The sequence below is a fragment of the Cupriavidus sp. SW-Y-13 genome (genome assembly GCF_009793345.1).
Classification (GTDB): domain Bacteria; phylum Pseudomonadota; class Gammaproteobacteria; order Burkholderiales; family Burkholderiaceae; genus Cupriavidus.
This window is the reverse complement of the sequence record NZ_WHLX01000002.1, coordinates 1,282,349-1,295,256: the sequence shown is the minus strand read 5'-3', so window position 1 is coordinate 1,295,256 and position 12,908 is coordinate 1,282,349. Positions and strand designations below refer to the sequence as shown.

At 62.0% G+C, this 12,908-nt stretch carries 10 protein-coding genes; 3 read left to right on the top strand and 7 right to left on the bottom strand.

All coding sequences use genetic code 11. The features are described from left to right. The 6 genes from GA566_RS21490 to GA566_RS21465 all read right to left on the bottom strand — a co-directional run bounded on the left by GA566_RS21490 (position 1) and on the right by GA566_RS21465 (position 6,736). A complete protein-coding gene (locus tag GA566_RS21490) occupies positions 1-1,209 on the bottom strand; it encodes a MalY/PatB family protein (RefSeq protein WP_144198186.1) in 1,209 nt (402 codons plus the stop codon). A 333-nt stretch (positions 1,210-1,542) separates the two neighbouring features. Next, complete coding sequence (locus tag GA566_RS21485) at positions 1,543-3,012, bottom strand: NAD-dependent succinate-semialdehyde dehydrogenase (protein WP_144198187.1); 1,470 nt, start codon at positions 3,010-3,012, stop codon at positions 1,543-1,545. Positions 3,013-3,196: 184 nt separating this feature from the next. Next, positions 3,197-3,670, bottom strand: coding sequence for an aconitase X swivel domain-containing protein (locus tag GA566_RS21480; RefSeq protein ID WP_227460936.1), 474 nt, complete (start codon positions 3,668-3,670; stop codon positions 3,197-3,199). After that, positions 3,667-4,896, bottom strand: a complete 1,230-nt coding sequence (locus GA566_RS21475; RefSeq protein ID WP_144198189.1) for an aconitase X catalytic domain-containing protein — start codon at positions 4,894-4,896, stop codon at positions 3,667-3,669. The genes GA566_RS21480 and GA566_RS21475 overlap by 4 nt, the downstream gene beginning before the upstream one ends. A 4-nt stretch (positions 4,897-4,900) precedes the next feature. Beyond that, entirely contained in the window at positions 4,901-5,884 is a 984-nt protein-coding gene (locus tag GA566_RS21470) for a tripartite tricarboxylate transporter substrate binding protein (RefSeq protein WP_144198190.1), read from the bottom strand. A 66-nt stretch (positions 5,885-5,950) separates the two neighbouring features. Then, positions 5,951-6,736 carry a GntR family transcriptional regulator gene (locus GA566_RS21465; protein WP_144198191.1) on the bottom strand — a complete coding sequence of 262 codons (786 nt, stop codon included), beginning with the start codon at positions 6,734-6,736 and terminating at the stop codon, positions 5,951-5,953. 270 nt (positions 6,737-7,006) lie between these two features. Here GA566_RS21465 and GA566_RS21460 point away from each other — a divergent pair, with 270 nt between their 5' ends. After that, the gene (locus GA566_RS21460) at positions 7,007-8,830 is read left to right on the top strand and encodes a SulP family inorganic anion transporter (RefSeq protein ID WP_186296860.1); all 1,824 of its coding nucleotides are present in this window, start codon (positions 7,007-7,009) and stop codon (positions 8,828-8,830) included. Here GA566_RS21460 and GA566_RS21455 read toward each other — a convergent pair. Then, entirely contained in the window at positions 8,803-9,591 is a 789-nt protein-coding gene (locus GA566_RS21455) for an IclR family transcriptional regulator (RefSeq protein ID WP_144198192.1), read from the bottom strand. The genes GA566_RS21460 and GA566_RS21455 overlap by 28 nt on opposite strands. A 180-nt stretch (positions 9,592-9,771) precedes the next feature. On the opposite strand from GA566_RS21455, the gene GA566_RS21450 reads away from it, so the two are divergent. After that, on the top strand, positions 9,772-11,469 hold the full coding sequence (locus tag GA566_RS21450; RefSeq protein WP_144198193.1) for a GMC family oxidoreductase: 1,698 nt from the start codon (positions 9,772-9,774) through the stop codon (positions 11,467-11,469). Between the two features lie 80 nt (positions 11,470-11,549). Further along, a complete protein-coding gene (locus tag GA566_RS21445; RefSeq protein ID WP_144198194.1) occupies positions 11,550-12,899 on the top strand; it encodes an MFS transporter in 1,350 nt (449 codons plus the stop codon). The last annotated feature ends 9 nt before the right edge of the window (positions 12,900-12,908 follow it).

The window sequence follows — 12,908 nt, the reverse complement described above, 5'->3', positions numbered from 1 at the left end:
TCAGCGTTGGGGTGCAGGGGTTGAGGCGGCGACCTGCAGACCGGTCGCCAGTCGTCGGATCGCTTCGTCCACGGTGCTGCGTGGGCAGGCGAGATTGATGCGCATGTAGCCGTCTGCCGTGGCGCCGAATTTGGAGCCAGGGTCGAGCCAGAGACCTACGTGCCGAAGCATGTAGTCGTGAAGCTCGGCGGGCGCGAGACCGAGTGCCCGACAGTCCATCCAGGCGAGGTAAAGTGCACCAGTCGGTACCACGTGAATTGGCAGCGCATGATCGCGAACACTAGCCGCGAAATGGCGTTGGTTTTCGCCAACGTAGTCGATCATCGCGTCCACCCACGACTCGCCAAATCGATAGGCTGCCTCACAGGCAGCGGCACCCACTGTGTTCACCAGGTTCAGGCCGCCGCGTTCACATTGCGAACGGAAGGCTTCCCGGAGTCGTGGGTTGGGGATAAAGATGTTGGCGCACTGCAGGCCTGCTGTATTGAACGTCTTGCCGGGAGACGTGCAAACGATGCAGTGGTTGGCAATCTCGGGATCCAGCGAGGCGAACGGTATATGTTGCAGGTTGCGGTCAAAGATCAGATCCGCATGGATTTCATCGGAGACGACGAGGATGCCGTGCCGCTGGCAGATCGCGGCCATTGCCATCAGGTCTTCGCGTGACCACACGTTCCCGGTCGGATTATGGGGATTGCACAGGATAAAGAGCTTCGTGCCGGGCCGAATTGCGGCTTCAAACGCCTCGGGATCAAATCGGTAGCCGTCGGCCGTGCGCGTGAGGGGGACTTCCAGCAACCGTCGGCCGTTGATGACGATGTCATGATGGAAGTGGATGTACACCGGGGGTTGCACCATGACGTAGTCACCGGGGTGCGAGAAGGCCTGGATTGCCATGTTCAGCGCATTGACGACGCCGGAAGAGGGGACCAGCCACTCGGAACGCACTGCCCAGTTGAAGCGCCGGCGTTGCCAGTCAACGGCCGCCTCAATATAGCTCTCCGACGTTTGACCATACCCGAACACACCGAATTCCGCTTCGCGGTGTATCGCGTCGAGAATAGGTTGTGCAACACGAAAATCCATGTCCGCAACCCACATTGGGAGCGGATCGCTCGCTTGCTGTGCCGGTGTCAGCCGGTGCCTCATACCGTCCCATTTCATCGAATTCGTGCTGGTCCGGTCAATAATCTGGTCGAAGTTGTACATAAGCGATGCTCAAGATGAACTGGCTTCAATCTTGGGCACGTCCGCCGCGCAGCAGAAGCGCAACTTCCTACAAAGACCTGTGACTGTCGTTCAAAGATGAGGATTCGGGCCCGTGTTACCGTGAGGGGAGGTCGCCAATCCCGTCCGCCGGCGGCGCGTTCCGTGGGATCTGACCGGCAGGCCTCGCGACGGCCGGGCCGCGTTGGCAAGCCGCCGTCGTGGCGACGCAATGCGCGGAAGCGGCTCTCGGGGGCGGAGCAATGCGGGGCAAGGGGGGCGCGACGGGTTCATCTGCGGACCGCGCCCCGGAGCTAGCCGCTTGCCCCTGCGGATTTAACGCTGTGTGATGAACTTGGTCACCAGATAACCATCGAAGGTCTCAGCGCCACCCTCACTGCCCATCCCGGAGTCCTTGACCCCGCCGAACGGCGTTTCGGCAAGCGAGATCCCGAACTGGTTGATCGCCACCATACCGGCTTCCAGCGCATCCGCCACCGTTGTGGCGGTCTGAAGCGAATTGGTGAAGACATAGGCGGCCAACCCGTAGGGCAGGCTGTTCGCACGCTGGATGACGTCGTCGGTCGCGTGGAACCGAACGATGGGGGCAACCGGGCCAAAAGGCTCTTCGACCATCAGGCGTGCAGTATCCGGCAATCCGGCGACTACCGTCGGTTCGAAGAAAAAACCATCCGTTCCGATGCGATTGCCACCGAACGTGACCTCGCCACCCAGCTTGCGGGCGTCGTCGAGAAAGTCCGCCATGGCTTCGACACGGCGGCCGTGCGCAAGCGGCCCCATTTCCGTGGTGGGGTCGAGTCCATCGCCGACGCGCACGGACGCCATCGTCTCCGTGAACTGCGCCACGAAGCGGTCATAGACTTTGGCATGCACGTAGAAGCGTGTCGGTGCAATGCAGACCTGGCCAGCATTGCGGAGCTTGAACCTCGCCAGCGTCTGGGCCGCCTGCGCAACATCGGCGTCGTCAAACACGATGACCGGCGAATGACCGCCCAGTTCCATGGAGACCCGCTTCATGTACGTTCCAGCCATCGCCGCGAGCTGCTTGCCCACGGGCACGGAACCGGTGAAGGAGACTTTGCGCACCACAGGCGACGCGATGAGATGTGCGGAAATGGTGGGCGGGTCGCCCCAGACCACATTGAGCACGCCGGGCGGAAGACCGGCGTCGTGAAACAGGTGGGCGAGCGCAACGACGGCGCTGGGGGCATCTTCCGGCCCCTTCAGGACCATCGCACAACCCGCGCCCACGGCGGCAGAGATCTTTCGGATGGCCTGGTTGAAGGGGAAATTCCATGGTGTGAACGCCGCGCAGACGCCGACCGGCTCTCGTACCACCATTTGTCGAATGCCGGGTTCTCTTGGGGGAATGACGCGCCCGTAGATGCGACGACATTCTTCCGCGTGCCATTCCGCGTGCTCGGCGCAACGCAGGATCTCGGACAGAGCCTCCTCTAGCGGCTTGCCCTGGTCGCGCGTGAGATCTCTGGCAATGTCGTGCGCCCGTTCTCTTGCTAGCGTGGCGACTCTGCGCAGGATCGCTGAGCGGTCCAGCGGTGAACTTTTGCGCCAGCTCTGAAATGCCCGCTCAGCGGAAGCGAGGGCATGGTCCAGATCCGCTGTGGTCGCAACCGGCAGTTTGCCTAGGACTTCGGAGGATGCCGGATTCAAGACGTCAATTGTCTGCCGGTCCTGAGCACTGATAAATGTGCCGTCGATGTACAGGGAGAGTTCGCGGTACGGAGGCAGGCCTTCACGCGATGTCTGATGGGGGGTCGTTGTCATCGTTGATGCGGGGTGGTCTAACGCCATGAGGTGGGGGCGAATCGCTCAGCCAGTCAATCCAGGAGCGTTTCCCGGAGACAATAAGCTGCCTCGCGGCAAGCCAATGGCCGGTCTCCGGGATGCGGGCATGGAAAGGGCGGCGCGATCGTGCGCCGCCCAGTATGGCTGCCGAGCGTGTTGTCGGCTATTTGGGGAAATGGATGCGATCTTGTCCGGGTGCCAGCTCGGTTGCGGCCGGCACCTCGGAAGGATCCAGAACCCGGATGGACTTGGTGGCGGGGTCCACTTCGACAAAGCTGCCGTGCGGGATCACGGCCGTGATGTCGACGTCGAATCCGGCCATCATCGAGACATCTCCGAGGGCAGCGCCCTGAACCAGGATCGTGTTCACGGTGTTGAACACAATGGCTTTGGGTACCATGTTGCGCGATTGCATTTCGTGCAGCATCCAAGCCGTGGCGACCCCACCCTTGGCCGTATCCAGGATCAGGATGCGATCGACGTACGACTGTCCGGCGAGCTTATGCGCGGGACGGGAGAAGACCCCTTGCAGTCGATTCAGGTCATAGCGGGCCGAGAACCCGTCGTGGGCAACCAGGGCCTGGCCGACGACCTTCTTGCCCATGGCATGGCGCGCGATGTAGGGATCGGTTTTCAATTCAGTTCTCCGGTTTCGGCTGCAGTGACACATTCCTCCATGGTGGCGAGCATCGGCACGTAGCCGTAACCGCCGAGGATGTTGACGAGCTTGGCGCTGTTGGTGGCGAGGCGCGTCCAGCCTTTGGCTTCCTTCATTTCGCGGGCGTAGGACTGGTAGAAGCACATGCCGGACAGTACGGTGCCGCCGGCTTCCTCAATGGTTTTCGTATATCCGAAACGATCGCAGTCCGGTTTGACCTGGGGGCTCGTCACGGCGAGGAGCGGCTTCTTCAGACGGCGCCCTTTGCACAGGCGGGCGATTTCACGCAGTTCGAACAGGCTCAATTGTGGAGCGGAGAAGACCACCACATCGATCCCTTTCTCCACGGCATAGCTGTCACGCAGGCCGCGCAGATCCGCCTGCCCGATACGCTGAGCGACCGGCAGCTTGTCGCCGCCGACATCTTCCAGACGAGAGGCCTCGGGTGTGATGCCGATCAGATGAAACAGGGCGGAGGAGCCGAAGCTTGCCATCGCCGCGCCGAAGTGTTTGAGTTCATCGGACGTGGGCGCGCGGTCCAGCCCTTCGATGACCGGCACCTGCCAGTAATTGCCGGACAGCTTGCCCACGACGCCGCCCAGCGCGCCCCACTCGCTGAGGTCACGGGGCGTCCAGTCCGCGCGCAGTCGGAGGGTAGCCTGACGTTGGGCATCCAGGTGATAGCCGTAGCGCGGCGTGCGACCGGTGAGCCCGGCAGAGAGCGCCGACGGGCCGCCTTCGAAGTTGGAACGCGCGCCACCGACCGAGTTCGAGTAGATGACGACGCCCGTATCACCAAACGCCACATGCTCGCCTCGTGTTGCGGCGAGGACCGTCTGATAGTTGATGCAGGTGTCCGTCATGCTGACGCCGAGCCGCGAAAAGGCTTCGATGGCACGGCGCTCGAGTTCGACCATCCATTCGGCCTGACCGAGATCGGAAGCCTTGGAGAAATCGGTGCCGCGCGGATCGGTAATGGTCGGAATCCGTACGCCACCCTCGTTGGCATCCGCCAGGCGCTCTAGCCACATGACGCCCGCCTGCCCGAGGCTCTCGGTATCCGCCATGATGTGGGCTTGCGTCACAGGGACAAAGTCCTCGGCACCAAAGAATTCGCCGACCTTGATCTGGTGTTCGATGGCCAGTTTTGCCACGGTGCCGGCTTCACCGGCCAACATGGCTTTCTCTTCCTCATTTAGTCTCATGATTTCACTCGATGGTAATGCCGGTGGCACGTACGGCTGTGCCCCATTTGGTTGATTCAGACTGCTGGAAACTTGCGAGCGGGACGCTCAAGGGATGCAGGCCCTGACTACTGATCTTGCTGTTGAACTCGGCGGACTGGACGATCCGCTGCGTCTGCGTGACCAGTTGCTTCGACACGGCGTCGGGGAGGCCGGCGGGCCCATACAGCGCCCACCATGCGATGGCTTCGAAGTCGGGGTAGCCAAGTTCTGCAACGGTGGGTGTATCGGGCAGGACCGGTGAGCGCTGCAGGCTGGTGACCGCAAGCGCCTTGAGCTTGCCCGACTGGATGTGGGGCAGTACCGATTGCAGCGGGTCGAACATCACGGGAATCTGCCCGCCAATCACCTCGGTGACCGCCGGGGCGCTACCCTTGTAGGGAACATGGGCGAGGCGAATCCCCGCCGCGGTACAGAACATGGCGGCCGTCAGGTGGCCGGGTGTGCCATTGCCTGCGGAACCGTAGTTCATCGCGCCCGGCTTCGCCTTGGCCTGGCTGACGAGGTCGGCGAGGGATCCGATGCCGGTCGCGGCATTGACGACGATCGCGACCGGGGCACTGGCGATCGTCGCCAGGGGCGTGAGGTCCTTCTGCGGGTTGTAGCTGAGCTTCTTGTACAGATAGGGATTGATCGATTGCGTCCCCACGGTGCCGACCAAAAGGGTGTATCCATCCGGCGCTGCCGATGCAACCGCTGCGGCACCGATCGAGCCGCCCGCGCCGCCGCGATTGTCGATCACAACGGACTGTTTGAGCGCATTGCCAAGTAGCAACCCGAACGGGCGGGCCACGATATCGGTGGGGCCCCCCGCGGGAAACGGCACCACCATCCGAATTGGCTTGGAAGGGTAACGCTCTGCGCCTCTTGCCAGTGAGGTTCCGAGCGCCGATAGCCCTGCGGCGATCGGGAACAGAACCATCTGGCGGCGCCGCTGCTGCGAGTGCATACGCCTGTCTCCTGTGGGTTGTGTGGTTGTTCTTTTCTATGACCGCCAGTGGTCTGGCGGGGAATGCTAGGCGGTGGTTGGCTGCAGGGCCCTGGCAATTTCGAGCGGCCCCGGCAGGCTCAACTTGAATGAATAGCGGTCAGGAATGATGTGGATGCGCATGTGCTCGCATGGCTGGCCCGTGCCGCTGAAGGACGTGCGGTGCATGACCAGGACATTGGTGCGCTTGGGCAGGCCCAGCTCGTTGGCGATCTGGTGACTCGGCTGCCGGCATTCGATGGCCACGTCGGCCCGTCCGATCCGGAGCCCAAGATAGTGCTGCACGATGTCGTAGACGGAGAGCTGACGGACGCGCTCTTCACCGAGTGCGCCGACCTGCGCGGGCAGATAGGCCTCCACCAGTGCGAAGGGTTCGCTGCCGACGATGTATCGGCGACGCAGGCGCACCGGAAGATCGAGCCCAGCGGGAAGATTGGGATCGAGCCGGCCGGCAGAGGCGGAGAATTCCAGTAATTCTGTCTCCGGCTCGATCCCCTGACTGCGCAACGCATCCTGAAAGCCTTGCAGGGTATTGAGGTCGTGCTGCACGCCTACGCGGGCGACAAACGTGCCTTTGCCGCGCCGGGCTACGACCTGACCGGTGCGTGCAAGCATCTGGATCGCCTGCCGGACGGTCACGCGGCTCACGCCGTAGGCCGACATCAGCTCGGCTTCGGTGGGTAGCTGCTGGCCTGGAACCAGCGTCCCATTGGAAATCTCTGCGGCCAGCCGACCGCCGAGCTGCACGTACAGCGGTTCCGAGCTGTCGGGCTCCAAGGGCGTGTGCGGAAAGTCACCTGTATTGAGGGTCATGATCGTGTAGAGGCTAACTTGTATTGAGTTGTTCTATAACATCCTATACAAGATGCTCGAAACAGCAAGAACTGAAATGTGCGGCAGTCATCGCTGTCCACCGGTTCTTGATGTGATTTAGCCTTTTTACTATCAAAAAGTCATCGCCAACCAAGAAAAATGAGACGAAATAAGGAGAATTGGCTCATTTTTGCCGCCCTGGAGATTTGACCTTGCACGCCGGCGTTGCCTAACATGACCTATATCGTATTAATACAAGATAGGTCCCCCATGCGCGTCATAAGTAGTCAAAACACCACTTCATTGATCGCCAATCTGGGGCGATGGGTGCCGGCATGGGTGCAGGGCGTGACGGTGGGGACGGCCCGGGCCGATTTGCTTGCGGGGCTGCTTGGCGCCGTGCTCGCACTGCCCCAAGGGGTGGCGTTCGCCACCCTGGCCGGATTGCCGCCGCAGTACGGCATCTACAGCGCCGTGGTGCCCTGTGTGGTGGCCGCGCTGTTTGGATCGAGCCGGCATGTCGTATCCGGACCAACCAATGCCAACTCGCTGGCACTTTTCGCCATGATCAGTCCGCTGGCGGTGGCCGGCAGTCCCGAATATGTCGGGCTTGCACTGGGCGTCACGGTGCTGGTCGGTGCGCTTCAGCTTGGCATTGGCCTGTTCCGTCTGGGATCGCTCGCAAACTTCATTTCGCCCTCGGTGCTGCTCGGATTTACATGCGGCGCGGCAATGCTGATTGCGCTCTTTGCACTGAAGGACATTTTCGGGTTGCAGCTTCCGCCAGGCACCTCCGCATTTGGGGTGCTGCGATTCCTGGCGACCCATGTCGATACCATCAACTGGAGTGCCAGCATCGTCGCCGGGGGGACATTGCTGGCGACGTTGCTGGTCAAGCGGCTGATGCCGCGGATGCCGTTCATGCTGCTCGGGCTGATGACCGGATTTGGCGTGGCCTTTCTGCTCAATCATTCGCCGGCGTCCTGGAGTCAGCACGTCGGCGTTGTCGGCCCGATTCCCTCGGCGATTCCGCCGTTCCGGGTTCCCCAGCTTTCCTGGCAAGCCCTGCCTGATCTGCTGGGGTTGGCATCGGCCCTGACCATCGTGGCGATCGGGCAGTCGATCTCCATTGCCAAGGCCGTCGCGCTGCGGTCCGGGCAGCAGATCGACAGCAACCGGGAGATCATTGGTCAGGGCTTGTCGAACATCGTCGGCGGGTTCTTCTCCTCCTACGTGTCGTGCGGATCGCTCAATCGCTCGATGCCCAACTATGAAGCGGGCGCGAAGACGCCCTTGGCGTGCGTGTTTGCCGCGATTTTGCTCGTGGCGCTGGTGTCCGTCAGCGCGGCAGTGCTCGAGCAGATTCCACTGGCCGCGATCGGGGCCATGCTGCTGCTCGTCGCGTGGAGCCTTTTCGATGTCGCAAGACTGCGGCAGATTTCGCGTCTGAGCCGGATCGAGTTCGGTATTGCCATCGCCACGCTGCTGGCCACGTTGCTACTGCGCCTGGAGGTGGCGGTGTTGCTGGGCACGGCGCTGTCGCTGGGCGCCTATCTGTACCAGACATCCCGACCGGCCGTCCGCGATCTGCTCCCGGACGCTGAGAGCGGGGCGCGACATTTCCGGCCGACCGATGAGTTGCCCGATACCGCGCTGCAATGTCCCCAGCTTCGCCTTGTACGCATCGAGGGTGCGTTGTTCTTTGGCGCCGTGCCCCATGTGAAGCAGAAGTTGCAGAAGGATGAGGCGCCTCAGCGTCGACATGTTCTCGCCATGGTGAAGAGCATGAACTTTGTTGACTTGGCGGCCGCTGAGATGTGGGACAAGGAACTGACAGACCTGCGCGCTGCCGGCGGCGACCTGTATTTTCACCGCCCCAGACGGCAAGTCATGGAGACGTGGATGCGCAGTGGCTTCCTTGCCAGACTGGGCAGGCAGAACGTCTTCGCAACCAAGCACGATGCACTGCAGCATATTGTGCCGCGGCTGAATCCCGACATATGTGCGACGTGCAAGGCACGAGTCTTCAAGGAATGCAGCGGGGCGCCGGCCCCGCGTGAAACGCGTCAGACGGGGGAGGCGTCCTCCGCATAGAAAAGCGGGTAGAGACGCTGCGCGGCCTCCTGCAGCAGGGGCAACTGCGTCCGCAGTTGCGTGAGGGTGGTCCGTGCGGTCGCCGCGTGGCAGACCAGTGCGACATTGCAGCGTTGGCCGGGAAGCGCGATCGGCACGGCCAGTCCCACCATGCCCGTAACGAACTCTTCCTCGTCCAGTCCGATACGCTGCGCCGCCAGCTTGTCGAGCTCGGCCGTCAAGGTGGGGCGACTCACAAAGGTCTGCGGTGTCATGCGATTCAACGTAATGCGATCGAGCAGCGCTTCTCGTTCGAGCTTCGGAAGCTGGGACAGAAACAGCTTGCCGCCGGCGGTGCAGTGCAACGGATGTCGGGAACCGAGCTCCAGATGCATGCGCAGGGGCTGGCTGGTTTCGACACGGTCCAGATACAGCACCCGATCTCCGTCGAAGGCGGACAGGTTACACGTTTCGCCCAGTCGATCCACGAGGCCGCGCAGCACGCTGCGAGACAGCCTGCGGAACGCGCTGTTGCCCAGGACAGCCGTGGACAACTGCGTACTGCGGGGGCCAGGGATCAGGCCTCGTTCGCCGGGCATCCGCACCAGGAATCGGTTGGCCACAAGGACATCCACCAAGCGGCCGGCAGATGCCTTCGGGATGTCCAGTCGCATGGCTATTTGCCCGATGGTTACCGACTCAGACGCGCTGGCGACACATTCCAGCATGCGCAGGATCCGCAGCATCTTGTGTTCGGGGGAGATCTGTTGGTCGTCGTCCATGACTTGGCTTTCGGGGGCGATAAGCGAATACGAGCCGTGATTGCGATTTTCGGCTCAGTTTCTGCGAGTTTGGGTGGTTCTTCTTGAGACGGCCGCCGCGGAAGATAAAGATACTAAGACAAGCACCTCTGCATCGCAACGCGTCTCAGAGGCAAGCAAATCATAACGGAGACAACAGCCATGCGGACATTCGACTACGTCATCGTCGGCGCCGGTTCTGCCGGATGCGTCCTTGCCAATCGCCTGACCGCCAACGGTCGGTACACAGTGTGCCTGCTCGAGGCCGGTCCCAAAGACAGCTACCCGTGGATCCATGTACCCATCGGCTACGCCAAGACGATGCAGCACGACGAGTACAACTGGCGTTTCTATACCGACCCCGAGCCGGAACTCGGGAACCGGCAGATTTATCAGCCGCGCGGCCGCACGCTTGGCGGCTCCAGTTCCATCAACGGCCTGATCTACATCCGGGGTCAGCAGCGCGACTACGACGAGTGGGCCTCGCTCGGCAACGCGGGTTGGTCGTGGGCGGACTGTCTGCCGTACTTCCGCAAGCTCGAGACCAACGACCTCGGTGGTTCGCAGACGCGGGGGGATGCGGGGCCGATGCATGCGACGAGCGTGCCGCCTGGCAATGAACTGGTCGACGCCTTCATCGCTGCGTCGCAACAGCTTGGCGTCAGGCGCGTGAATGACTTCAATACCGGTGACCAGGAGGGCGTCGGTTACTTCCAGCTCAGCACGCGCAAGGGCTTCCGTTGTTCGACGGCGGTGGGCTATCTCAAGCCGGCCATGCCGCGAAGCAACCTGCATGTCGAGACCGAAGCGCAGGCCGCCCAGATCCTGTTTGCGGACAAGCGGGCGGTTGGCGTGAAGTATCGCCAGGCGGGGCAGTTCAAGGAGGTACGCGCTCGGCGGGAAGTGTTGCTGTGCGCCGGTGCCATTCAGTCGCCCCAGCTTCTGCAGCTTTCCGGCGTGGGTCCCCGCGGGTTGCTCGAGCAGTTCGGCATCCAGCCGGTCCACTACCTCGAAGGCGTCGGGGAGAACCTGCAGGATCATTTGCAGGTGCGCTTGATGTACGAGGTGACCAAGCCGATTACGACGAACGATCTGATGCGTTCGCCATGGGGCAAGGCGAAGATGGGGTTGCAGTGGCTGTTGACCCGGAGTGGTCCGCTTGCTGTCGGGATCAACATGGGCGGGATGTTCTGTCGCGCGCTGCCGGAAGAGAATGCGACGCCGGACATCCAGTTTCACTTCGCCAATCTCTCGGCCGACAGCACCGCGGGCGCTGTACATGACTTCCCCGGCTGCACCTACTCGATCTGCCAGCTCCGGCCGGAATCGCGTGGGCACGTGCGCATCAATTCTCGGGATCCCTTCCAGGCCCCCAGTATTGTCGCGAACTACCTGACCACCGAGACAGACCGCCGCACCACGATTGCCGGCGTGAAGTTTGCGCGGCGGGTCGCAGCCGCGAGCGCCATGGCGCCATATATGAAGCGGGAGTATCGGCCGGGTCCCGATGTGGTGACCAACGATGAGATCCTGCAGTTCTGCCGTGAGTACGCCACCACCATTTTCCATCCGTCCGGGACGGCCAAAATGGGCCTGGCGGAGGATCCAGGTGCCGTGGTGAACAATCGACTGGAAGTGCATGGGATGTCCGGCCTGCGCGTCATCGACTGCTCCATCATGCCGACCCTCATCTCTGGCAACACCAACATCCCGACGGTCATGATCGCTGAGAAGGCCGCCGACATCATCCTGGATGCGGCCGCGAACGCCGATCGGGCCATCACGCTTGAGACGCTTGCGAAGACATCGTCGGCCGCGCATGCGGTGAAGGAGGAGGTCATCGCCAGCATTCGCTCGTAAATGTCAGGTAGTTAGGATCAAGTTCATTCCGAAGGAATAGCGTGGGACACACCACGCGTCCTTCAGACGAGGAGACAAACATGAAAACCAACCCCAAGGCACTTCGCCGTGTCGCGACTGCTAGCGTCATCGGCGCCATCATCGAGTGGTACGACTTCTTTCTCTATGGTGTCGTCGCGAGCCTTGTGCTCAACAAGCTGTACTTTCCCAACAGCGACCCGGCCACGGCCACCATGCTCGCCTACGCGACCTTCGCGGTTGGTTTCGTGGCCCGTCCGCTCGGTGGCATCATCTTCGGCCACTTTGGCGACAAGGTCGGCCGGAAGAGCGTACTGGTCATCACGCTTATGATCATGGGGCTGTCCACGGTGGCCATCGGCCTGGTGCCGACCTATGCGCAGATCGGGTACTGGGCTCCAGGGATCCTGCTGTTCCTGCGTGTGCTCCAGGGGATTGGACTGGGCGGGGAGTGGGGCGGTGCCGTGCTGATGGCGTACGAGTGTGCACCGGAAGAGAAGCGTGGCTTTTATGCCAGCCTGCCGCAGATTGGTCTGTCTATTGGGGTGCTGTTGTCCGCCGGCATCATCGGCGCGCTGTCGGTCGCGCTGACCGACGCGCAGTTCATGGCCTGGGGCTGGCGCGTTGCATTCGGCATTTCATTCTTGTTCGTGCTGTTCGGCATGTGGGTGCGGCTGAACGTGATGGAATCGCCGGAGTTCGCCGAGATGAAGCAGAGTCACGGCGAGGCCCGCGTGCCGTTTGTCGACATGCTCAAGCGTTTCCCTGGCAACGTGGTACTGGGCCTCGGCGCCCGGCACATTGATGGGGTGTTCTTCAACATCTTCAGCGTCTTCACGATCAGCTACCTGACGTCCAAGATCGGCATGACCCGCGAGGATGCGCTGACCGGCGTCGGCATCGGGGCCTTCGTGCTGACGATCTTCATCCCGATCTTCGGCTATCTGTCGGACCGACTGGGACGCCAGCGCCTGTATGCGGTCGCGGCCATTCTGACGGCGCTGTCGGTATATCCCGCATTCTGGGCGTTCACCCATTCGAATGGTGATCGCACGCTGGTGTGGGCCGCCATTGCGCTGCCGTACGGCATCTTGTACGCCGCGGTGTATGGGACGGTAGCGGTATTCCTGTGCGATCTGTTCGATGCACGGGTGCGTTACACCGGGATCTCGTTTGTCTATCAAGTTTCAAGCATTACGGCAGGCGGTATGACGCCAATCATCGCCACCTATCTAGTCACGATCAATGGCGGCGATCCGTGGTACGTCTGCGCCTATGTCGTGATCTCGGGACTGCTCTCTTCGCTGTGCGCGTTCGCCATCGGCCGGCGCATGAAGAAGGCGCACGACACCTTCGAGCAGGAACGGGCCCGCAGTGGACGTCCGGCGCTCAAAAAATCCATCAGCATGTAACGAATTGGT

Excerpts from the sequence above, each read along its gene's own strand:
- GA566_RS21490 (WP_144198186.1), bottom strand. The coding sequence starts at position 1,209 with ATGTACAACTTCGACCAGATTATTGACCGGACCAGCACGAATTCGATG.
- GA566_RS21485 (WP_144198187.1), bottom strand. The coding sequence starts at position 3,012 with ATGACAACGACCCCCCATCAGACATCGCGTGAAGGCCTGCCTCCGTAC.
- GA566_RS21475 (WP_144198189.1), bottom strand. The coding sequence starts at position 4,896 with ATGAGACTAAATGAGGAAGAGAAAGCCATGTTGGCCGGTGAAGCCGGC.
- GA566_RS21470 (WP_144198190.1), bottom strand. The coding sequence starts at position 5,884 with ATGCACTCGCAGCAGCGGCGCCGCCAGATGGTTCTGTTCCCGATCGCC.
- GA566_RS21465 (WP_144198191.1), bottom strand. The coding sequence starts at position 6,736 with ATGACCCTCAATACAGGTGACTTTCCGCACACGCCCTTGGAGCCCGAC.
- GA566_RS21460 (WP_186296860.1), top strand. The coding sequence starts at position 7,007 with ATGCGCGTCATAAGTAGTCAAAACACCACTTCATTGATCGCCAATCTG.
- GA566_RS21455 (WP_144198192.1), bottom strand. The coding sequence starts at position 9,591 with ATGGACGACGACCAACAGATCTCCCCCGAACACAAGATGCTGCGGATC.
- GA566_RS21450 (WP_144198193.1), top strand. The coding sequence starts at position 9,772 with ATGCGGACATTCGACTACGTCATCGTCGGCGCCGGTTCTGCCGGATGC.
- GA566_RS21445 (WP_144198194.1), top strand. The coding sequence starts at position 11,550 with ATGAAAACCAACCCCAAGGCACTTCGCCGTGTCGCGACTGCTAGCGTC.